The sequence below is a fragment of the Pectobacterium aroidearum genome (assembly GCF_041228105.1).
GTDB lineage: Bacteria > Pseudomonadota > Gammaproteobacteria > Enterobacterales > Enterobacteriaceae > Pectobacterium > Pectobacterium aroidearum.
This window is the reverse complement of record NZ_CP166097.1, coordinates 471,664-493,010: the sequence shown is the minus strand read 5'-3', so window position 1 is coordinate 493,010 and position 21,347 is coordinate 471,664. Positions and strand designations below refer to the sequence as shown.

The 21,347-nt window shown below is 50.8% G+C and carries 28 protein-coding genes; 4 read left to right on the top strand and 24 right to left on the bottom strand.

Annotated elements, in window-relative coordinates; all coding sequences use genetic code 11:
- Positions 1-139 precede the first annotated feature (139 nt).
- The 21 genes from rpsQ to AB8809_RS02055 form a co-directional block, all read right to left on the bottom strand.
- On the bottom strand, positions 140-394 hold the full coding sequence (rpsQ, locus tag AB8809_RS02155) for a 30S ribosomal protein S17 (RefSeq protein ID WP_011095505.1): 255 nt from the start codon (positions 392-394) through the stop codon (positions 140-142).
- Entirely contained in the window at positions 394-585 is a 192-nt protein-coding gene (gene rpmC / locus AB8809_RS02150) for a 50S ribosomal protein L29 (RefSeq protein ID WP_005970272.1), read from the bottom strand. Before rpmC ends, rpsQ begins: the two co-directional genes overlap by 1 nt.
- Positions 585-995 (bottom strand): 50S ribosomal protein L16, encoded by a 411-nt coding sequence (gene rplP, locus AB8809_RS02145; RefSeq protein ID WP_005970273.1) that lies wholly within the window; start codon positions 993-995, stop codon positions 585-587. The genes rpmC and rplP overlap by 1 nt, the downstream gene beginning before the upstream one ends.
- A gap of 12 nt (positions 996-1,007) precedes the next feature.
- On the bottom strand, positions 1,008-1,709 hold the full coding sequence (gene rpsC / locus AB8809_RS02140; protein ID WP_005970274.1) for a 30S ribosomal protein S3: 702 nt from the start codon (positions 1,707-1,709) through the stop codon (positions 1,008-1,010).
- A 17-nt stretch (positions 1,710-1,726) separates the two neighbouring features.
- Entirely contained in the window at positions 1,727-2,059 is a 333-nt protein-coding gene (gene rplV, locus AB8809_RS02135) for a 50S ribosomal protein L22 (protein WP_005970275.1), read from the bottom strand.
- Between the two features lie 14 nt (positions 2,060-2,073).
- Positions 2,074-2,352: a 30S ribosomal protein S19 gene (gene rpsS / locus AB8809_RS02130; protein WP_004929772.1), complete on the bottom strand. Its 279-nt coding sequence runs from the start codon at positions 2,350-2,352 to the stop codon at positions 2,074-2,076.
- A 16-nt stretch (positions 2,353-2,368) separates the two neighbouring features.
- Positions 2,369-3,190 (bottom strand): 50S ribosomal protein L2, encoded by an 822-nt coding sequence (gene rplB / locus AB8809_RS02125; protein ID WP_015841925.1) that lies wholly within the window; start codon positions 3,188-3,190, stop codon positions 2,369-2,371.
- 17 nt (positions 3,191-3,207) lie between these two features.
- A complete protein-coding gene (gene rplW, locus AB8809_RS02120; protein WP_005970277.1) occupies positions 3,208-3,510 on the bottom strand; it encodes a 50S ribosomal protein L23 in 303 nt (100 codons plus the stop codon).
- Positions 3,507-4,112 (bottom strand): 50S ribosomal protein L4, encoded by a 606-nt coding sequence (rplD, locus tag AB8809_RS02115; RefSeq protein ID WP_015841926.1) that lies wholly within the window; start codon positions 4,110-4,112, stop codon positions 3,507-3,509. Before rplD ends, rplW begins: the two co-directional genes overlap by 4 nt.
- A gap of 10 nt (positions 4,113-4,122) precedes the next feature.
- Complete coding sequence (gene rplC, locus AB8809_RS02110; RefSeq protein WP_010304941.1) at positions 4,123-4,752, bottom strand: 50S ribosomal protein L3; 630 nt, start codon at positions 4,750-4,752, stop codon at positions 4,123-4,125.
- A 32-nt stretch (positions 4,753-4,784) separates the two neighbouring features.
- On the bottom strand, positions 4,785-5,096 hold the full coding sequence (gene rpsJ, locus AB8809_RS02105; protein ID WP_001181005.1) for a 30S ribosomal protein S10: 312 nt from the start codon (positions 5,094-5,096) through the stop codon (positions 4,785-4,787).
- A gap of 306 nt (positions 5,097-5,402) precedes the next feature.
- Complete coding sequence (bfr, locus tag AB8809_RS02100) at positions 5,403-5,876, bottom strand: bacterioferritin (protein WP_010286186.1); 474 nt, start codon at positions 5,874-5,876, stop codon at positions 5,403-5,405.
- Between the two features lie 72 nt (positions 5,877-5,948).
- On the bottom strand, positions 5,949-6,143 hold the full coding sequence (gene bfd / locus AB8809_RS02095; RefSeq protein ID WP_015841929.1) for a bacterioferritin-associated ferredoxin: 195 nt from the start codon (positions 6,141-6,143) through the stop codon (positions 5,949-5,951).
- A 204-nt stretch (positions 6,144-6,347) separates the two neighbouring features.
- The gene (gene tuf, locus AB8809_RS02090; RefSeq protein ID WP_012772931.1) at positions 6,348-7,532 is read right to left on the bottom strand and encodes an elongation factor Tu; all 1,185 of its coding nucleotides are present in this window, start codon (positions 7,530-7,532) and stop codon (positions 6,348-6,350) included.
- Positions 7,533-7,601: 69 nt separating this feature from the next.
- Positions 7,602-9,716 carry an elongation factor G gene (gene fusA, locus AB8809_RS02085; RefSeq protein WP_015841930.1) on the bottom strand — a complete coding sequence of 705 codons (2,115 nt, stop codon included), beginning with the start codon at positions 9,714-9,716 and terminating at the stop codon, positions 7,602-7,604.
- Positions 9,717-9,812: 96 nt separating this feature from the next.
- Positions 9,813-10,283 carry a 30S ribosomal protein S7 gene (gene rpsG, locus AB8809_RS02080; protein ID WP_009111198.1) on the bottom strand — a complete coding sequence of 157 codons (471 nt, stop codon included), beginning with the start codon at positions 10,281-10,283 and terminating at the stop codon, positions 9,813-9,815.
- A 96-nt stretch (positions 10,284-10,379) separates the two neighbouring features.
- Positions 10,380-10,754, bottom strand: a complete 375-nt coding sequence (gene rpsL, locus AB8809_RS02075) for a 30S ribosomal protein S12 (RefSeq protein ID WP_005969567.1) — start codon at positions 10,752-10,754, stop codon at positions 10,380-10,382.
- Between the two features lie 131 nt (positions 10,755-10,885).
- Positions 10,886-11,173 (bottom strand): sulfurtransferase complex subunit TusB, encoded by a 288-nt coding sequence (gene tusB, locus AB8809_RS02070; RefSeq protein ID WP_320702067.1) that lies wholly within the window; start codon positions 11,171-11,173, stop codon positions 10,886-10,888.
- Positions 11,174-11,190: 17 nt separating this feature from the next.
- On the bottom strand, positions 11,191-11,550 hold the full coding sequence (gene tusC, locus AB8809_RS02065; protein WP_256554237.1) for a sulfurtransferase complex subunit TusC: 360 nt from the start codon (positions 11,548-11,550) through the stop codon (positions 11,191-11,193).
- 9 nt (positions 11,551-11,559) lie between these two features.
- Complete coding sequence (gene tusD, locus AB8809_RS02060) at positions 11,560-11,949, bottom strand: sulfurtransferase complex subunit TusD (RefSeq protein ID WP_015841933.1); 390 nt, start codon at positions 11,947-11,949, stop codon at positions 11,560-11,562.
- Positions 11,949-12,671: a transcriptional regulator gene (locus AB8809_RS02055; RefSeq protein WP_010296984.1), complete on the bottom strand. Its 723-nt coding sequence runs from the start codon at positions 12,669-12,671 to the stop codon at positions 11,949-11,951. Before AB8809_RS02055 ends, tusD begins: the two co-directional genes overlap by 1 nt.
- A 321-nt stretch (positions 12,672-12,992) precedes the next feature.
- Here AB8809_RS02055 and eptA point away from each other — a divergent pair, with 321 nt between their 5' ends.
- The 3 genes from eptA to pmrB are packed head-to-tail and all read left to right on the top strand — an operon-like array spanning position 12,993 to position 16,389.
- On the top strand, positions 12,993-14,639 hold the full coding sequence (gene eptA, locus AB8809_RS02050) for a phosphoethanolamine transferase EptA (RefSeq protein ID WP_349856608.1): 1,647 nt from the start codon (positions 12,993-12,995) through the stop codon (positions 14,637-14,639).
- Positions 14,636-15,304, top strand: coding sequence for a two-component system response regulator PmrA (gene pmrA, locus AB8809_RS02045; protein ID WP_015841936.1), 669 nt, complete (start codon positions 14,636-14,638; stop codon positions 15,302-15,304). The genes eptA and pmrA overlap by 4 nt, the downstream gene beginning before the upstream one ends.
- On the top strand, positions 15,301-16,389 hold the full coding sequence (pmrB, locus tag AB8809_RS02040) for a two-component system sensor histidine kinase PmrB (protein WP_180779216.1): 1,089 nt from the start codon (positions 15,301-15,303) through the stop codon (positions 16,387-16,389). The genes pmrA and pmrB overlap by 4 nt, the downstream gene beginning before the upstream one ends.
- Positions 16,390-16,460: 71 nt before the next feature.
- Here the strand turns inward: pmrB and glyA are convergent, their stop codons facing one another.
- Both glyA and AB8809_RS02030 read right to left on the bottom strand, forming a co-directional pair.
- Positions 16,461-17,732, bottom strand: coding sequence for a serine hydroxymethyltransferase (gene glyA / locus AB8809_RS02035; protein ID WP_349856609.1), 1,272 nt, complete (start codon positions 17,730-17,732; stop codon positions 16,461-16,463).
- A gap of 32 nt (positions 17,733-17,764) precedes the next feature.
- Positions 17,765-18,577, bottom strand: coding sequence for a YggS family pyridoxal phosphate-dependent enzyme (locus tag AB8809_RS02030; RefSeq protein ID WP_349856610.1), 813 nt, complete (start codon positions 18,575-18,577; stop codon positions 17,765-17,767).
- 103 nt (positions 18,578-18,680) lie between these two features.
- Between AB8809_RS02030 and AB8809_RS02025 the strand changes: the two genes are divergently transcribed.
- Positions 18,681-20,180, top strand: a complete 1,500-nt coding sequence (locus AB8809_RS02025; protein ID WP_349856611.1) for a PLP-dependent aminotransferase family protein — start codon at positions 18,681-18,683, stop codon at positions 20,178-20,180.
- 175 nt (positions 20,181-20,355) lie between these two features.
- On the opposite strand, the gene fkpA is transcribed toward AB8809_RS02025, so the two are convergent.
- Positions 20,356-21,174, bottom strand: a complete 819-nt coding sequence (fkpA, locus tag AB8809_RS02020; RefSeq protein WP_015841941.1) for an FKBP-type peptidyl-prolyl cis-trans isomerase — start codon at positions 21,172-21,174, stop codon at positions 20,356-20,358.
- Positions 21,175-21,347: the final 173 nt, after the last annotated feature.

Sequence of the window (21,347 nt, the reverse complement as noted above, 5' to 3'; positions counted from 1 at the left end):
ACTACTTTAGGACCCTTTCGGGCCATTAAATACCCCATAATTGAGGGCGCAGCATTATAACACCGCTTCCTTGGTATGGGTAGAAAAAATAAACGGCCCTTTGCAGAGCCGTTTATCATGAGAGAAGAGCGCTACTTTATTACAGAATCGCTTTCTCTACAACGCGAACAAGTGTCCAAGACTTAGTTTTGGACAGCGGGCGGCATTCGCGGATTTCAACCACGTCACCGATACCGCATTCATTGTTCTCGTCATGTACGTGCAGCTTAGTCGTACGCTTAATGAATTTACCGTAAAGCGGGTGTTTCACAAAACGTTCGATAGCAACAACCATGGATTTCTCCATTTTGTCGCTTACAACACGACCTTGCAGAGTACGGATTTTATCGGTCATTACGCACCCGCCTTCTCAGTCAGTAAAGTCTTAACACGTGCAATATTGTGACGCACTTGTTTTACCAGGTGAGTCTGTTGCAACTGACCACTGGCAGCCTGCATACGCAGGTTAAATTGCTCGCGCAGCAGGCCGAGCAGTTCAGTGTTCAGCTCTTCGACGCTCTTTTCACGCAGCTCATTTGCTTTCATTACATCACCGTCTTAGTTACAAAGGTGGTTTTGATAGGCAGTTTCGCTGCTGCCAGTTGGAATGCCTCACGGGCTAACTCTTCCGGCACACCGTCCATTTCGTACAGGACTTTACCTGGCTGAATCAAGGCAACCCAATATTCCACGTTACCTTTACCTTTACCCATACGAACTTCAAGCGGTTTCTCGGTGATCGGTTTGTCCGGGAATACACGGATCCAGATCTTACCTTGACGCTTAACAGCACGAGTCATGGCACGACGTGCAGCTTCGATTTGACGAGCAGTCAGGCGACCGCGGCCAACAGCTTTCAGACCGAAAGTGCCGAAGCTAACATCCGTACCCTGCGCCAGACCACGGTTGCGGCCTTTGTGCACCTTACGGAATTTTGTACGCTTTGGTTGTAACATCAGCGACTCTCCTTACTTGCGGCCTTTACGCTGCTGCTTTTTAGGTTGAGCAGCCGGTTTTTCCGGTTGTTCAACGGCAGCCATACCACCCAGGATCTCACCTTTGAAGATCCACACTTTAACACCGATAACACCATAAGTGGTGTGCGCTTCGGAAGTGTTGTAGTCGATATCCGCGCGCAGTGTGTGCAACGGAACACGACCTTCACGGTACCATTCGGTACGCGCGATTTCAGCGCCGCCAAGACGGCCGCTTACTTCAACTTTAATACCTTTAGCGCCCAGACGCATGGCATTCTGTACCGCACGCTTCATAGCACGACGGAACATAACACGACGTTCCAGCTGAGAAGTGATGCTGTCAGCAACCAGTTTTGCGTCCAGTTCAGGTTTACGAACTTCTGCGATATTGATCTGTGCAGGTACGCCAGCGATATCCGCTACGACTTTGCGCAGTTTCTCAACATCTTCACCTTTTTTACCGATTACGATGCCTGGACGAGCAGTGTGAATAGTCACACGGATACTTTTCGCAGGACGTTCGATAACGATACGAGAAACGGAAGCCTTCTCCAGTTCCTTCGTCAGGTATTTACGAACTTTAAAATCGCTGTCCAGGTTGTCAGCGAATTCTTTGGTATTCGCATACCAGGTAGAGTTCCAAGGTTTGACAATACCCAGGCGAATACCATTAGGATGTACTTTCTGACCCATTGCTAGTCTCCAGAGTCTCAGCGATCGGACACAACCACAGTAATGTGGCTGGTACGCTTCAGGATGCGATCCGCACGACCTTTAGCACGCGGCATAATGCGCTTCATGCTTGGGCCTTCGTCAACGAAGATTTTCGCGACTTTCAGATCATCAATGTCAGCGCCATCGTTGTGTTCTGCGTTAGCAATAGCAGACTCCAGCACTTTTTTAACCAGACCAGCAGCTTTCTTGTTGGTGTAGGTCAGAACTTCCAGAGCTTGCGACACTTTCTTACCGCGAATCAGGTCTGCCACCAGGCGAACCTTTTGAGCAGAAGAACGAGCGTGGCAATGTTTAGCGATAGTTTCCATCTCTTCCTCCTACCTTAGCGCTTCTTGGCCTTTTTATCGGCCGCATGGCCGCGATAAGTACGAGTCGGCGCGAATTCACCCAGTTTGTGACCGACCATTTCATCGGAAACAAACACCGGAACGTGCTGACGACCATTATGGACAGCGATGGTCAAACCGATCATATTTGGAAAGATCGTTGAACGACGGGACCAAGTGCGCAAAGGCTTCTTGTCTCCGCTTTCCACCGCTTTCTCTACCTTCTTCAGCAAGTGCAGGTCAATAAAAGGACCTTTCTTGAGAGAACGTGGCATGGTTTATCCTCTAAGATTATTTAGTACGGCGACGTACGATAAATTTATCAGTACGCTTGTTGCTGCGGGTCTTTTTACCTTTGGTCTGAAGGCCCCACGGACTAACCGGGTGCTTACCAAAGTTACGACCTTCACCACCACCGTGTGGGTGGTCGACTGGGTTCATTGCCGTACCGCGAACGGTAGGACGAACACCACGCCAGCGTGCAGCACCAGCTTTACCCAGAACGCGCAGCATATGCTCAGCATTGCCAACTTCGCCCAGCGTAGCGCGGCAGTCGGATTCGACTTTACGCATTTCGCCAGAACGCAGACGCAGGGTAACGTAAGAACCGTCACGAGCAACGATCTGAACGTAAGTACCAGCAGAACGAGCCAATTGGCCGCCTTTACCTGGTTTCATTTCTACGTTGTGAACCGTTGAACCAACCGGAATGTTACGCATAGGCAGGGTGTTACCCGCTTTAATCGCAGCATCAACACCAGATTGAATCTGGTCGCCGGCTTTCAGGCCTTTAGGCGCCAGGATGTAACGACGCTCGCCGTCTTTGTACAGAACCAGCGCGATATTCGCGGAACGGTTCGGATCATACTCCAGACGCTCAACAACCGCAGGAATACCATCTTTATTGCGTTTAAAGTCAATCAGACGATATTGCTGTTTGTGACCACCACCGATGTGACGGGTAGTGATGCGACCATTGTTGTTACGGCCACCGGATTTGCTGTTCTTTTCCAGCAACGGGGCATAAGGTTTGCCCTTGTGCAGCTCAGGGTTAACCACTTTAACAACGTGGCGACGACCCGGAGATGTCGGTTTACATTTAACAACTGCCATTGTCTTTCTCCTCCGACTTACTCAGCGCCGCCGATGAAGTCCAGATTCTGGCCTTCTTTCAGGGTGACGTAAGCTTTTTTCCAGTCGCTACGACGACCAATACGCTGTCCGTGACGCTTAACCTTGCCCTTAACTACCAGGGTGTTTACGTCTTTAACTTCTACTTCGAACAGTTTCTCGACAGCAGCAACGATCTCTGCTTTAGTCGCGTCTTTAGCAACTTTGAGAACGATGGTGTTAGTTTTTTCCATCGCAGTAGATGCTTTTTCAGATACGTGCGGCGCGCGCAGTACTTTCAGCAGACGTTCTTCACGGATCATGCCAGCATCTCCTCAACTTGCTTAACTGCGTCAGCAGTCATAACGACTTTGTCGAAGGCGATCAGACTAACTGGATCGATTGCTGCTGCATCACGCACGTCAACCTTGTACAGGTTACGAGCAGCCAGGAACAGATTCTCATCCAGTTCACCGGTAATGATCAGCACGTCTTCCAGTGCCATTTCTTTCAGTTTCTGAGCCAGCAACTTAGTTTTCGGTGCTTCTACAGAGAACTTCTCGACAACGATCAGACGATCTTGACGTACCAGTTCGGACAGGATGCTTTTCAGCGCGCCGCGGTACATCTTTTTGTTAACTTTCTGACTGTGGTCCTGAGGCTTAGCAGCGAAGGTCACACCACCGGAACGCCAGATCGGGCTCTTAATAGAACCAGAACGCGCACGGCCAGTACCTTTCTGACGCCAAGGTTTTTTACCGGAACCAGTTACTTCAGCACGGGTCTTCTGGGCGCGAGTACCTTGACGGGCACCTGCTGCATAAGCAACAACAACCTGGTGTACCAGCGCTTCGTTGAAATCACGACCGAAGGTAGTTTCGGAAACAGTCAGCGCGCTTTGCGCGTCTTTCAATACTAATTCCATTGCTATCTCCTCACGCCTTCACAGCTGGTTTAACGATCAGGTCGCTACCGGTAGCTCCCGGTACAGCACCTTTAACCAGCAGCAGGTTGCGCTCAGCGTCAACACGCACTACGTCCAGGCTCTGAACAGTTACACGTTCGTTACCCAGCTGGCCTGCCATTTTCTTGCCTTTGAACACTTTGCCCGGAGTCTGGTTCTGACCGATAGAACCCGGAACGCGGTGGGACAAGGAGTTACCATGCGTAGCATCTTGGGTACGGAAGTTCCAGCGCTTAACTGTGCCAGCAAAACCTTTACCTTTAGATGTACCAGTAACGTCTACTTTTTTAACGTCTGCGAAAATTTCAACACTGATGCTTTGACCCACAGTGAACTCTTCGCCTTCAGACAGACGGAATTCACGCAGAGTACGGCCAGCTTCTACACCAGCTTTAGCAAAGTGACCTGCTTCTGGCTTGGTAACACGGTTTGCTTTTTTAGCACCGGTAGTTACTTGCACAGCGCGGTAACCGTCGTTAGCCAGGTCTTTAACCTGAGTGACGCGGTTTGCTTCAATTTCGATAACGGTTACGGGGATAGATACGCCATCTTCAGTGAAGATACGGGTCATGCCCACTTTTTTACCGACTAAACCAATCATTGTTTCAACCTCTCAATCGCTCAATGACCTGATTAACCCAGGCTGATCTGCACGTCTACACCAGCAGCCAGATCCAGACGCATCAGAGCATCAACGGTTTTCTCGGTTGGCTCAACGATGTCAACCAGACGCTTGTGAGTGCGAATCTCGTACTGATCGCGCGCATCTTTATTGACGTGCGGAGAAATCAGAACGGTAAAGCGCTCTTTGCGGGTCGGCAGCGGGATCGGACCACGTACTTGCGCACCAGTGCGCTTAGCAGTCTCGACGATTTCCGCAGTTGATTGATCAATCAAACGATGATCAAACGCTTTCAGGCGGATACGGATTCTTTGGTTCTGCATGAGACCAGAGCTCCAATTATTTATAAACGTAAATGATTACTCCTCACACCCATTTCGATTGATGGGGGAGTGTAATCGTTAGCACATAACCCCCATATCGGGAGTATTGTTTTAGGTGCAATAAATGAATATTGACCCTCTGATTCGGATTGAATCAGGCTTACCTTGTTTCGGTAAGCTCGCGCATTATACGCAAATTGGCCGGAGAAGCAACAAGCAGGATGAAATGATTTTAAACGCGGCCGGAGTGATACGTCTGCGTCCGGCCGGATTAGACTAGGTGCGTAACATATTTATGATGCCATGTTACTCCGCTTTTAACTGCGCCTGAAGATAGTTTTGTATACCAAGACGTGAAATCAAATCCAACTCAGTTTCCAGCCAGTCGATGTGCCCTTCTTCATCGGCAAGAATTTCTATCATTAAATCCCTACTGACGTAGTCATGTACCGAATCGGCATAGGCAATCGCTTCACGCAGATTCTTTGCACCATCCAACTCAAGTTGAAGATCAGAACGTAAAATCTCTTCGACATCTTCGCCAATATTTAACTTACCCAAATCCTGCAGATTCGGGATGCCTTCGAGAAACAGGATTCGTTCGATGTAGCGATCAGCGTGTTTCATTTCGTCGATAGACTCATGATATTCGTGATCGTTAAGACGGGTTAAGCCCCAGTTTTTAAACATCCGGGCATGAAGAAAATATTGGTTAATGGCTACCAGCTCGTTGCCCAATAACTTATTCAGGTGTGTAATGACTTTTTTATCGCCTTTCATGACATGCTCCTCCGCTCCAGTTCTTAAAGTGTAGAACCGGTAAGCAGAGAGTCAAAAAAACAACCCTACATTTTATGCTACTTCATACATATCAGGAATTTTGGCTTGCTCTTCCTCGAAAATGACACGCGCCTGACGAATACACTTGCCGCAGTCTGTCCCGATAGGAACGAGCTTGCGTAGTTGCTGCATAGATTGAGGCTGGTGCTGACGAACAGCATTACGAATAGCTTTGTCAGAAATTGCGTTGCACAAACAAACATACATACCAGAATAACTCTTCGTTATCGCGAGTGTCTTTCACGCTACCTTTCGAGACACTGCAAACGGCACTTGAAACCGCTCCTAGCGATTTTTTAACCAATCCCAGCATTGTAAATAAGAATTATTTTTATTTCAATTTCCATTTAATGATTTAGACGTAAAAAAAGGCACCGAAGTGCCTTTTTCATGCATTGAGTTTATCAGCGATTAAGCGATAACTTTAGCAACAACGCCCGCGCCTACTGTACGGCCGCCTTCACGGATTGCGAAACGCAAACCGTCATCCATCGCGATTGGGTGGATCAGGGTAACAACCATTTTGATGTTGTCGCCCGGCATTACCATCTCTACGCCTTCTGGCAGTTCGATGGTGCCCGTTACGTCAGTCGTACGGAAGTAGAACTGAGGACGGTAGCCTTTGAAGAACGGAGTATGACGGCCGCCTTCATCCTTGCTCAGGATATACACTTCTGATTCGAACTTGGTGTGTGGCTTGATTGAACCCGGCTTAGCCAGTACCTGACCACGCTCGATTTCTTCACGCTTGATACCACGCAGCAGAACACCAACGTTCTCACCCGCACGGCCTTCGTCCAGCAGTTTGCGGAACATTTCTACGCCAGTACAGGTAGATTTCGCAGTATCTTTGATACCAACGATTTCAACTTCTTCACCAACTTTAACGATACCGCGCTCTACACGACCGGTAACAACGGTACCACGACCGGAGATGGAGAATACGTCTTCGATTGGCAGCAGGAACGGCTTGTCAATTGCACGCTCTGGCTCTGGGATATAAGAATCCAGGTGCTCTGCCAGTTCGATGATTTTAGCTTCCCACTCAGCTTCGCCTTCCAGCGCTTTCAGAGCAGAACCACGAACCACTGGGGTGTCGTCGCCTGGGAAGTCATACTGAGACAGCAGCTCACGTACTTCCATCTCAACCAGTTCCAGCAGCTCTTCGTCATCAACCATGTCACATTTGTTCAGGAACACGATGATGAAAGGAACGCCAACCTGACGACCCAGCAGGATGTGCTCGCGCGTCTGAGGCATTGGGCCGTCAGTCGCAGCAACAACCAGGATAGCGCCGTCCATCTGAGCAGCACCGGTGATCATGTTTTTCACATAGTCGGCGTGTCCAGGGCAGTCAACGTGCGCGTAGTGGCGAGACGGGGTATCGTATTCAACGTGAGACGTGTTGATGGTGATACCACGTGCTTTTTCTTCTGGTGCGTTATCGATCTGGTCGAATGCACGTGCGTTACCACCGTAGGTTTTAGCCAGAACGGTAGTGATTGCAGCAGTCAGAGTCGTTTTACCATGGTCAACGTGGCCGATAGTACCGACGTTAACGTGGGGTTTTGTACGTTCAAATTTTTCTTTAGACACGGCGATATTCCTTACTCAAATGCTCTCCCCCTATGGAGAGAGCACGGGATTTTGTTTTAACCCTGAGGCTTATTTACCACGGGCTTCAATTACGGCCTGAGCAACGTTGTTAGGCGCATCATCGTACTTCAGGAACTCCATAGAGTAAGAAGCACGGCCTTTGGTCAGAGAACGCAGTTGAGTTGCGTATCCGAACATTTCAGACAACGGAACTTCAGCGTGAATCACAACGCCAGTAACGTTAGATTCCTGACCACGCAGCATACCACGACGACGGCTAAGGTCACCGATGACGTCACCAGTGTTCTCTTCCGGCGTTTCAACTTCAACCTTCATGATTGGCTCAAGCAGAACAGGTTTTGCTTTCTTAAAGCCATCTTTAAAGGCGATAGAAGCAGCCAGTTTAAACGCCAGTTCAGAGGAGTCAACGTCATGGAAAGAACCGAAGTGCAGACGCACACCGAGATCAACCACTGGGTAACCAGCCAGAGGACCCGCTTTCAGCTGCTCCTGGATACCTTTATCAACGGCAGGGATGTATTCGCCAGGAATTACACCACCTTTGATGTCGTTGATGAACTCGTAACCTTTCGGATTTGAGCCCGGCTCCAGTGGGTACATGTCGATAACAACATGACCATACTGACCACGACCACCAGACTGCTTGGCGTGTTTACCTTCGATATCGGTAACTTTCGCACGAATCGCTTCACGATAAGCAACCTGAGGTTTACCTACGTTAGCTTCAACGTTGAATTCACGCTTCATACGGTCAACGATGATATCGAGGTGCAATTCACCCATACCAGCGATGATAGTCTGGTTAGATTCTTCGTCAGTCCATACGCGGAAAGACGGGTCTTCTTTAGCCAGACGGCCCAATGCCAGACCCATTTTTTCCTGGTCAGCTTTGGTTTTCGGCTCTACCGCGATGGAGATTACCGGCTCAGGGAATTCCATACGCTCCAGAATGATGACGTTGTCTGGATCACACAGAGTGTCACCCGTCGTTACATCTTTCAGACCGATAGCAGCAGCGATATCGCCTGCGCGAACTTCTTTGATCTCTTCACGCTTGTTAGCGTGCATCTGAACGATACGACCAAAACGTTCACGAGCTGATTTAACTGGGTTCAGTACGGTATCACCGGAGTTAACAACACCAGAGTACACGCGGAAGAACGTCAGGTTACCCACAAATGGGTCGGTAGCGATTTTGAACGCCAGCGCAGCAAACGGCTCGTCATCACTTGCGTGACGCTCAGCCGGCGTGTCTTTACCGTCATCCAAAATACCGTTGATCGCAGGTACGTCAACTGGAGATGGCAGGTAATCAACTACCGCATCCAGCATCGCCTGAACACCTTTGTTCTTAAACGCAGAACCACAGGTTACCAGGATGATTTCGTTGTTCAGAACGCGCTGACGCAGAGCTTTTTTGATCTCTTCTTCAGTCAGTTCTTCACCACCCAGGTATTTTTCCATCAGCTCTTCAGAAGCTTCAGCTGCGGATTCGATCAGGTTCTGGTGCCATTCGTCAGCCAGATCCTGCATATCAGCAGGGATATCTTCGTATTCGAAGGTCACGCCCTGATCGGCGTCGTTCCAGTTGATGGCTTTCATTTTCACCAGGTCAACAACACCGGTGAAACCTTCTTCAGCACCAATCGCCAACTGCAACGGAACAGGGTTCGCGCCCAGACGGCTTTTGATCTGACCAACAACTTTCAGGAAGTTAGCACCCATGCGGTCCATTTTGTTAACGAACGCAATGCGTGGAACTTTATATTTGTTTGCCTGACGCCATACGGTCTCAGACTGTGGCTGAACACCACCAACTGCGCAGTAAACCATTACCGCACCATCGAGTACACGCATAGAACGTTCTACTTCGATAGTGAAGTCAACGTGTCCCGGGGTGTCGATGATGTTTACGCGATGCGGTTCATACTGCTTAGCCATACCAGACCAGAATGCAGTAGTCGCTGCGGAAGTGATAGTAATACCACGTTCCTGCTCCTGCTCCATCCAGTCCATGGTAGCCGCGCCGTCATGAACTTCACCGATTTTATGGTTTACACCAGTGTAGAACAGAATACGTTCGGTAGTAGTGGTTTTACCGGCGTCGATGTGCGCACTGATACCGATGTTACGGTAGCGTGCGATGGGTGTTGTACGAGCCATTTGTATCCTCTATATACTAGGGCGTTCAATTTAGTTAACCCAAGCGGGTTGGCTATTTTTAGCGCCCGCTTGGTTAGCATGCCTACAGCGAAGGGATTACCAACGGTAGTGAGCGAACGCCTTGTTAGCTTCGGCCATACGGTGAACGTCTTCACGTTTCTTAACAGCAGTACCTTTGTTTTCTGCTGCATCAGAAAGTTCGTTCGCCAGGCGCAGAGCCATAGATTTATCACCGCGTTTACGAGCAGCTTCTACGATCCAACGCATTGCCAGAGCATTACGACGAACCGGACGGACTTCTACTGGTACCTGATAAGTAGAACCACCAACGCGGCGCGACTTAACTTCGACAGTCGGGCGAACGTTGTCCAGAGCTACTTCAAAAGCTTCCAGATGATCTTTACCAGAACGCTGAGCCAGGGTCTCCAGCGCGGTATAGACGATTGCTTCAGCAGTAGATTTTTTACCATCTACCATCAGGATGTTTACAAATTTGGCCAACAGTTCTGATCCGAACTTAGGATCTGGCAGAATTTTACGTTGACCAATGACGCGACGACGTGGCATGGAAATACTCCGTTGTTAATTCAGGATTGTCCAAAACTCTACGAGTTTAGTTTGACATTTAAGTTAAAACGTTTGGCCTTACTTAACGGAGAACCATTAAGCCTTTGGCTTCTTCACGCCGTATTTGGAACGGGATTGCTTACGGTCTTTAACACCTGAGCAGTCCAGCGCGCCACGAACGGTGTGGTAACGCACACCTGGCAGGTCTTTAACACGACCGCCACGGATCAGGATCACGGAGTGCTCCTGCAGGTTATGACCTTCACCACCGATATAGGAGGTAACTTCAAAACCGTTAGTTAAACGAACACGGCATACTTTACGCAGTGCGGAGTTCGGTTTTTTAGGGGTGGTAGTATATACACGAGTACATACGCCACGTTTCTGCGGGCATGCTTCCAGCGCCGGAACGTTGCTTTTAGCAGCCTTCAGGGAGCGTGGTTTGCGTACCAGCTGGTTAATTGTTGCCATTAAAAAAGCTCCTGGGTTTTGCTTCGTAAACACGTAATAAATCGTCTCATGTTTGCGCAAGGCAAAGTATGAGGACGCAGAATTTTAGGGCTGGCAGTGGAAGGAGTCAAGAAATATACAAAAATTCGGCGTTACCACGCGAGTTGCTGCGGGTGCTCCACTGTCAGTTGAACAAATTCATTATAGTCAATGAGCACTACACTGTTTGAAATTTGTTCAGTCATTCCTCTCGCTACGACATCAGGCCGAAGCGCGTAGAGCGGAACCGCGGAATCAAGAAGACGATGGATAATGTTTCCACCAGCCAGAGCAGCGATAACACCATCTTGCAATAAGACTAAAGCGTCACCTTTGTCCAGTCCACGCAACAGCGTATCCAGGTCAGCGTGATAAGGGGAACATGAGAGCGTATGCAGCATAAAGAAAAGATCCGTCGCTAAAATGAAAGGATGGAATGATAGCTGGCCAATTTGCTGCGCCAGGCTTCCGGCGCTAACAGCTCCACATCCAAAACCCAGTTCGTATCGATGTTCAATCCGCGCTGGCGCACGGACGTTTCGCACAGATAGCAACAGTTGATATCGTACAGCGGCAACACGCCAAACGTTGCGATGTAATTACGCATCAAGATCTGGTCCGGCTGTTGCTGAGGCAACAATTGAAGTACGCCATCGCCAACAAAAAACACGCCAATCTCTTCTGTCAGTGCTGACACCGCCAATAGCGCATCCAGCCCCTCTCGCCCGGAAGCGTTCCCATGTGGAGCATGGGTAAAAACAAATGCGACTCGCTTCATAACGCTACCTTAAAACTGAATAACCCGATCGCAGGTCAACACCGATTGCGCCAACTCCCCCAACCCACTCAGAACAAATCCGGGTTGCAGATTCGCACCTGCAAGATTGAGCTGAGCAGCTTGCTGAGCATCGGTCACGCCTCGGCGCAGCGCGGCGGCAACACAGACATTCAGCGCCACCTGATGTGTTTCACCCAACAGTTGCCAGGCGCGTACAAGATCAAATTCATCATTAGCAGGTGACGTCAGTTGGTTAGCATTCAACACGCCTTCCCGATAGAAGAACACACTTTTCAGTCTGTGCCCCTCAGCCAACAGTGCCTGCGCAAACTGCAACGCGCTGCTCGCTTGCTGTGTGCCATAAGCAGGACCGGTTACCAGCAAACAGTAACTCAGCATCAGCGTTCGTGTCCGCTGAAGTCGCCGCTTTTGAATTGACGGATATAAAGGTAGACCGTGTGTTTGGAAATATTGAGACGTTCGGCGACCTGGTTGATGGCGTCTTTAATATCAAAGATACCTTTCTCGTACAGGCTCAGTACGATTTGACGATTTTTCGCATTATTGGAGACGTTGCGATCCGCATTGACTTCTTCGATCGAAAATTCCAGCGTTTGTGCCACGAGGTCGTCAACCGACGACGCAAAGTTAACAGAAGATGCGGCATCATGCGTTTCAGGTGGAATAAAGGTCTGTACGATCTGGGAGAAAGGGACGTCCAGATTCATGTTGATGCATAGCAGCCCAATCACGCGCTGATCGCGATTACGAATCGCAATCGTGACTGACTTCATCAACACACCGCTTTTTGCGCGGGTAAAATACGCTTTCGATACGCTGCTATCCTCACCTGCCATGTCATGCAGCATGCGCAATGCAAGATCCGTAATCGGCGAGCCAATCTTCCTGCCAGTATGCTCTCCATTTGCAATACGCACGGCGGAGCATTTAAGATCCTCGAGCGAGTGCAACACAATCTCACAGTGCTCGCCAATCAACATGGCCAAGCCATCAACCACCGCTTCATACGATTTCAGGATCTCATAGTCCGTTTGGCTGAAAGGACGTTCATCCAGCAAATCAAGCTCATAAGATTCGCCAGATACAAGCGAATTAGACATGGCAGACACCACCCTCAGCATCATTTATCCCCTAAATAATTCGAGTTGCGTGATAAAACGTCGGCGTTTTAAACAACGCCCCGCGCAAATCCCCAGAAGCCTACTCAAGTAAGTGACTGGGGTGAATAAGGGCGGCCAACGCACAAGCAGCTTGAAGTATGACGGGTATATTTATTTTGTATTGACAAGGGACATAGTCTAGCAAATGTCCACTCTCGCGTCCCTGAATTTAACGGGATCCCTCTTAAGGTTGTATTAATTTAACCCCGCTAGAGTCAGCGTCTTCTTTCCTCTCCATCATGGAAATCACGAGAGACGTGTATGAAAAAACCAATACCGATGGGCAGACCACACTTGAGCAGCATCACGTTCGTGCTGATCTTTTCTGCCTTTATTACTCTGGTCCAGAACATCGCCTACTACCGCCAGACGCTGCAATTGTTAGACATGACAGACTGGATAAATATCCCGTTCTTTCTCAGCATGCCCGTTGTGATTTTCACGACGTTGAATATTATTTTCACACTGATTGCCGTCCCTTACCTGCGTAAGGCCGTCATTGTTTTCTTCCTGCTGACCGGTGCCGCCGCGCAGTACTTCATGCTGAACTACGGCATTATCATTGACCGCACCATGGTTCAGAATGTTGTGGAGACAACGGCCAGCGAATCTTTTTCACTGCTTACGCCACAGCTTGTCGCTTGGGTATTCTTTATTGGTGTCATTCCCGCCGCACTCGCCGTCTGGATAAAAATAAAGCCAGCCAAACCGACGACGCTCTACATTGGTATGCGCTTTCTTAGCGTCATTATTTCGTTATTCGCCATTTTATCTGTCGCAGCGTTCTTTTATAAAGATTACGCCTCGTTCATGCGTAATAACAAAGAGTTGGTAAAAGCGATTACACCCAGCAATATTGTAGCAGCCAGCTTGTCCTACCATAAGCACATCGCGCTGGCTAATCTACCGTTGGTACAAATTGGTCTGGATGCCCACAAAGTGCCATCGTCATCCCCTACGGCAAAAAAGAATCTGGTTATTCTGGTCGTCGGCGAGACATCGCGGGCACAAAACTTTTCGCTGGGTGGCTATGAGAAGGAAACCAACCCGCTGCTGGCGAAAGACAACGTGGTTTATTTTGACAACACGTCATCGTGCGGCACATCAACAGGTGTTTCCGTTCCGTGCATGTTTTCCAACATGCCGCGCCAAGGCTTTGATGGTGGCTTAGCCAGCCATCAGGAAGGGTTGCTCGATATCTTACAACGAGCAAAAGTTAACGTGCTCTGGCAGGAAAATGACGGCGGCTGCAAAGATGTCTGTACGCGTGTGCCAATGGTTGATGTGACATCGCTAAAACTGCCGGGATTATGCACCAGCGGCGAATGCCACGATGAAGCGTTATTCCACGGCGTCGAAGACTATATCAATAAGCTCGATAACGACGGGATTATCGTATTACACACCATAGGCAGCCACGGCCCGAGCTATTACCAGCGCTACCCTGACGCCTTTAAGAAATTTACCCCAACCTGTGATACCAATCAGATTCAAACCTGTACGCAGGAAGCGCTGACCAACACGTATGACAATACGATCCTGTATGTCGATTTTGTTCTGGATAAAGCGATCAATTTACTGAAACAGCATCAGGATAAATTTAATACCTCGCTGGTTTACCTGTCCGACCACGGCGAATCGTTAGGAGAGAACGGTATCTATCTACACAGCATGCCTTACTCTATTGCGCCGAAGCAGCAAACACACGTGCCAATGCTGATGTGGTTATCACCGGGTTACCAGCAACAGCAGGCCATTCAGGACACCTGTCTACGCCAGAACGCGAAACAGCAGGAGTACTCGCAAGATAATCTTTTCCATACCATACTGGGGATGTTTACTATCGCCACGAAAGAATATCAGCCTCAGCTCGATATCCTTCAGCCGTGCAGGGATAAGGCAACATGAAATTATTGATTGTTGAAGACGATAAGCTGTTGCAGGAAGGATTGCTATTGGCGTTGGGTCATGAAGGTTATGCCTGCGATTGCGCAGGCACAGCCAAAGAAGCAGACGCGCTCATCAGCAGCGCGCACTACAGCCTGGTCATTCTCGATCTGGGTTTACCGGACGACGACGGGCTTGCCCTGCTCTCTCGCTGGCGTAAAAATAACTACCAGCATCCCGTGCTCATCCTAACGGCGCGCGATAAGGTAAACGATCGCGTCAGCGGGCTGGATGTGGGAGCAGACGATTATCTCGCCAAGCCTTTCGCACTGACGGAATTACAGGCGCGCGTACGCGCGCTGATTCGCCGTAATCAGGGTTCAAGCAACAGCAAGATACAGGTCGACAACATCACGTTGGATTTAAACAATCAGCAGGTGTGGCTGGACGAAAAGCCGATAGTGCTAACGCCGAAAGAGTTTGCCATATTGTCCCGGCTGGTGTTGAAAGCCGGTTCTCAGGTGCACCGAGAGGTTCTGCATCAGGATATTTATGCCTGGAACGACGATCCGTCCTCCAATTCGCTGGAAGTGCATATCCATAATCTGCGTCAAAAGATAGGGAAAGACCGCATCCGAACCCTGCGAGGCTTTGGCTATCTGCTGACTAAAGGTGAACAACCATGAAGGACGATGCCGTTACCAGTATGCGTCGCCGCTTAGTGCTGGCACTGGGCGGCATCTTGCTCGTTTGTCAGATGATCAGCGTATTCTGGCTGTGGCACGAAAGCGAAGAGCAGATCGGCCTGCTGGTTGATAAATCTCTGAGCGCCACTGCCCAGAATATGCAGATCGATCAAGAGATTAATGAGGCGATAGCCTCGCTCAGTATCCCCAGTCTGGTGATGGTCATCCTGACGTCGCTCATGTGTTTTCAGGCGGTCAGTTGGATCACCCGCCCACTTTCCCGTTTACAGGAAGAATTACAGGATCGCACCGCCGAAAACCTGGAGCCGCTACCACAGCAGAGCAATATTAAAGAAGTCGCTGCCGTCACCCACACCATCAACCAGCTTTTTCAGCGGCTGGACGAAACGTTGAAACGCGACAGACAGTTTACTGCGGATGTCGCCCATGAGTTACGAACCCCACTAGCCGGTATCCGGCTGCATCTTGAATTACATCAGCAACAGCATCAGATTGACTGTAGTTCGCTCATCAAGCGCATTGATAAAATGGTGAAAACGGTGGAACAGCTTTTGCTGCTTGCTCGTGTCGGACAAGAATTTTCGGCAGGCCACCACGAAAATGTCGCATTCCTGAAAGACGTCATTTTTCCCATGCAGGATGAACTGGCCGAGATGCTACAAAAGCGTCAGCAAAGGCTGAAATGGGTATTACCGCAGGAAGATGTCACTCTCCACGGTGATGCCACGTTACTTCAGTTGTTATTACGTAATCTGGTAGAAAATGCCTATCGCTATAGCCCAGAAGCAAGCCAGATCACGGTTAGCCTGACTACACGACAACATTTTGAACTACTGATCGAAGATGAAGGGCCGGGTATCGATGAAAGCAAGGTGGGTGAATTAAGTAAGGCGTTTGTGCGTATGGACAGCCGATATGGCGGTATCGGCCTCGGGCTGAGTATCGTGACGCGCATTGCTCAACTGCACAATGGGAAATTTTTCCTCTGCAACCGACCGCAAGGTTCTGGTGCCCTCGCCCGCGTGGTGCTAACCACGCCTGACGAATACCCCGATTCCGCCTGAAGCATAAAACAGCGGCCACACATCTAATCAACCGTGAGACGGCACATCCCTGTGCACAAACCTCGCCTGCGTTATTGGTACACAGGATAGCGTCGGCACAACGCCACTACCTGCTGGCGCACACGATCGCGAACCGCCGTTAATGCGTCATTCCCTTCGCCAAGCCCATCCAGTACGTCACATAGCCATCCCGCCAGTTGCTCGCACTCTGCCACACCAAAACCGCGCGTCGTCACGGCTGGCGTTCCAATACGCAGACCTGAGGTCACAAAGGGTGAACGCGGATCGTTAGGCACCGAGTTCTTGTTTGTCGTGATGTAAGCCTCGCTCAGTGCAGCATCGGCATCCTTCCCAGCATAGGGTCTGGCGGACAGGTCAATCAGTAACAAGTGGTTGTCGGTGCCATCAGAGACAATCTTGTAGCCACGCAGTTGGAGGACGCGCGCCATGGCACGGGCGTTGGTCACCACCTGACGCTGATAAACCGTGAATTCAGGGCGCAGCGCTTCCTTGAATGCCACCGCTTTGGCGGCGATAACGTGCATCAACGGACCGCCCTGAATGCCGGGGAATACGGCAGAGTTAAGCTTTTTGTAGAATTCCTCGCTCTGCCCTTTGGCTAAAATAATTCCACCGCGCGGGCCGCGTAGAGTCTTATGGGTTGTACTGGTCACAACATGCGCATGAGGGAGCGGATTCGGGTATTCACCCGCTGCCACTAAGCCAGCAACATGAGCCATGTCCACCCAGAAGATAGCGCCCACCTTGTCAGCAATCGCGCGCATACGTGCCCAATTCTTATGGCGCGAATAGGCGGAAAACCCGCCGATTAGCATCTTTGGCCGGGCTTCCAATGCAATACGCTCCATTTCATCGTAGTCGATCAGTCCTGTGTCAGGATCTAACCCATAAGGGACGATCTTGTAGTGACGACCAGAGAAATTGGAGGGATTACCGTGGGTCAGATGCCCGCCCTGAGCGAGATTCATACCCATCACGGTATCGCCCGGATTAGTCAATGCCAGAAACACCGCCGCATTAGCCTGCGCGCCGGCATGGGGCTGGACGTTAGCGTAATCACAGTCAAACAGCGCTTTGGCCCGTTCTATCGCCAGACATTCAGCCACATCAACATGCTCACAGCCGCTGTAGTAGCGCTTGCCTGGGTAGCCTTCCGCATATTTGTTGGTGAACACGGAGTTCTGGATCGCCATCACCAGCGGGCTGGCATAGTTCTCTGAGGCGATAAGTTCAATGTGAGTTTCCTGCCGCTGTTCTTCATGCCGGATGGCGTCGGCCAGTTCCGGGTCGAAGTCGGTAAGGGTAAGAGAAGCGTCATACATGGGCATTGTCCTATGCGTTAGTCATTGGTTTTTTAATCGTGTGATTGTGTGAGAGGTTCGTCAGGCCAGTAGTAGCTATCCGGTAGCGGACGGGCGCCAAAGATTGCCTGACCGACGCGCACCACGGTCGCGCCTTCCTCAATAGCTATTTCAAAATCGCCGGACATCCCCATGGATAATTCATCCAGATCGATGCCTGTCGGGAGATTTTGCTGCAATCGCTCGCGCAGCTGACGCAACCGTACAAAACACTGGCGCACGCGTTCGGCCTCGCTGGAGAACAGCGCCAGCGTCATGAGCCCACGCACACGTAGCGCAGAGAATGTGGGAAGTGCCTGAATAAAAGCCGGTACGTCATCGGGAGACAGGCCGTATTTACTGGCCTCACCGGAGGTATTCACCTGTACGAATACGTCTAATGAGCGCCCTTCTACCTGTAATCGGCGATCCAGCGCTTCAGCCAGTCGCAGGCTGTCCAGCGCCTGAAATTCGGTAGCGAAGCGTGCCACTAGCTTCGCCTTGTTGGTTTGCAGGTGCCCAATGACCGACCACTGCAAGTCGGCTAAGTCCTGCATCGATTCCCATTTACGGTACGCCTCCTGCACTTTGTTCTCGCCCAATACCCGACAACCCGCCATATGGGCCATGCGCAGGCGGCTTTCAGGCTTGGTCTTACTGACTGGCAACAATCGCACCGTCGCGGGATCGCGGCCGATGCGTTGGCACGCCGCTTCAATGCGGGCCTGCACCGCCGCCAGATTGATCTGGAAATCCTCAACCGTGGCGGCTTCGGGATAGCGACCGTGCCTGTCGTGGCGAGTGGGTGTATCGGAAGAGAGCGGCATCAGCGTAACTCCTGACGAAGAGAATGAATGGATTGTGAAACACATTTATAGATTTAAAATAGCCGGATGTTCCCCACCATTTTCCTGATAAGAGGCAGACCAATTGTTCAAACACGCCCAGCTTGAATCGGTCAAAGCCTGGATTGGCGCCCCCGCACAAGGTGCCCTCCCCCTGCACGCCCGCATCCAGCGGGCGATTCGCCAGTTAATCCTCGATGGTGTTCTTGATGTGGGTAAAGCCTTACCCGCCTCACGCGCGCTGGCTAAATCATTGGGGGTATCACGTGATACGGTCGAATCGGCTTACAGCCAGCTGCATGCGGAAGGATTTATCGAACGCCGCATCGGTAGCGGTAGTTTCGTGTCAGAACGGGCAAAACGTCTGCCAGGGCGGGGCAAAGCCCGGAAAACGGGAGATAGCAAAGCAGAACTGCGCCTCAGTCAACGCGGTAGCGCCATGTTCCAGAATGGCGGGGTGCGCGATTTCATCATCCCACGCGCGTTCGCGCCCGGCGTCCCAGAAACACGCAGTTTTCCCCTCCAGACATGGGAACGACTGGAACGGCAGGTACTAAAAGAATATGGCACACGGGCGCTGCTGCACAGCCCGCCCCAGGGTATGGAAGTGTTAAGGCGTGCCATCGCAGATTATGTCAATCTCGAACGGGGCGCTCGCGCCACGCCCGATCGTGTGCTGGTATTGACCAGTTCCCAGCAAGCGCTAACCCTGTGCGCGAATGTCCTGCTGGATGCCGGCGATCGAATCTTTCTTGAAGATCCCGTATACCACGGCGCACGCAAGGCATTCGAAGCGGCCGGACTCGCGTGCGTGCCAATCCCATTAGACGCCGATGGTTTGCAGGTCGAACATCTGCTTGAAGCAAGCAATGCATATAATACGCCCACGAAAGCCGTATTCCTGACGCCGTCACACCAGTTTCCCACCGGTGCAACGCTGGCGCTGGATCGACGTCTGGCTGTTATCGAATGGGCCTGGCAGCACCAAAGCTGGATTATTGAAGACGATTACGACAGCGAGTTCCACTATGCGGGCAAACCTACCGCCTGCGTGCAGGGGCTCGACTCGCACGATCGCACAATCTATATCGGCACCTTCACCAAATCGCTGTTTCCCGGCCTGCGCATCGGCTATATGGTTCTGCCGCCACAGCTGGTTGCCCCGATGACCGTGGCCCGCACCCTGATGGACGGGCATAGCGCGCCCATTCCACAGCTCACGCTGGCACGTTTTATCGAAGGAGGACATTTCGGCGCCTATGTCCGCACGATGCGCGCCGTTTATGCGGAACGCCGCGATGTGCTGGCGCGGTTGGTGCGTCAGCATCTGGCCGACTTTGTGGAACCACAGGTGCCGACCGGAGGCATGCAAATGCCCTGCCTGTTCATCCGCGACATTCCTGAGCACGACGCGGTGGAATCCGCACGCCGAGCCGGTATCGACCTGCTGGGGCTAACCGCGCTGTATGCAGCGTCGGGTCAGCATAAAGCCGGTTTCCTTATGGGATTTGCCGCCCACGCGCCGCATGAACTGGATATTGCCGTCAAGACCTTAGCGAAGGTGTTACGTGCACTGTGTCGATGAAAGGTGGCAGCGGATAAATACCGTCACGGCTAGGGGGAAAATATCAATCAGGCCGAAGATGAGCGTTATTAAAAGACGTTTGCGGGGAAAGGAATGAGATCGCAGAGAAACCGTTTTTCAAGCACAAAAAAACCGCAGGCCGAAACCTGCGGTCATATCACGGCGATAGCAATGCTTATTTAGCCGCTTTCTCTTCAGCTGCTGGTTTTTCAGCTTTCGCGTCATCCGCTGCTTTCAGGTCAGCTTCAGATTTAATGTCCAGCAGTTCAACGTCGAACACCAGCGTGGAGTTAGCCGGAATGCCAGGCACGCCGTTTTCGCCATAAGCCAGTGCTGGCGGGATAGCCAGCTTGATTTTGCCGCCTTTCTTAACGTGTTTCAGGCCTTCGGTCCAGCCAGGAATCACACCGTCCAGACGGAAAGAAAGTGGCTCGCCACGTTTGTAGGAGTTGTCGAACTCGCTACCGTCAACCAGGGTACCTTTGTAGTTAACCACAACGGTATCACTGTCTTTCGGCGCATTGCCGCTACCTTCTTTCTCAACCTGATACAGAAGGCCAGATGCCGTTTTCTTCACGCCTTTTTCTTTGGCGAAGGACTCAAGATACTTAGTACCTTTGTCCGCGTTATCTTTCGCATCTTGCTTCATTTTGGCTTCAGCGGCGGCTTTAACTTTGCCTTCAAAACCTTGCAGCGTTTTCTCGATTTCTTCGTCAGTCAGCTTGCTCTTGTCAGCAAAAGCATCCTGCACGCCAGCAATCAGCTGCTCTTTATCCAGCTTAATGCCTAATTTTTCTTGCTCTTTCAGAGAGTTATCCATATAACGCCCTAAAGATGCACCTAACGCATAAGCTGCTGCCTGCTCATCGTTCTTGAATTTAGCTGCCGCAGTATTGTCAGACGCCTGCGCCTTGTCTGCCGCCAAAACCTGGCCTGCGTTCAGAGCCAGAGCCATCGTTGTTGCTAACAGCGTTACTTTAAACAGTGATTTCATCCATTTCTCCAGCATCTGGAGCAACGCGCTCCAGCCATCATTAAAATACATTCGCGCCTACTATAACTGTGCGGACGAAGACAACACAACGACGCACTCGACAATCCTTTGATAAAAAACGTCAGGAAGCTTTTCCGACATCATTTGTGTCGTCCTAAGGCCATCTGGCAACA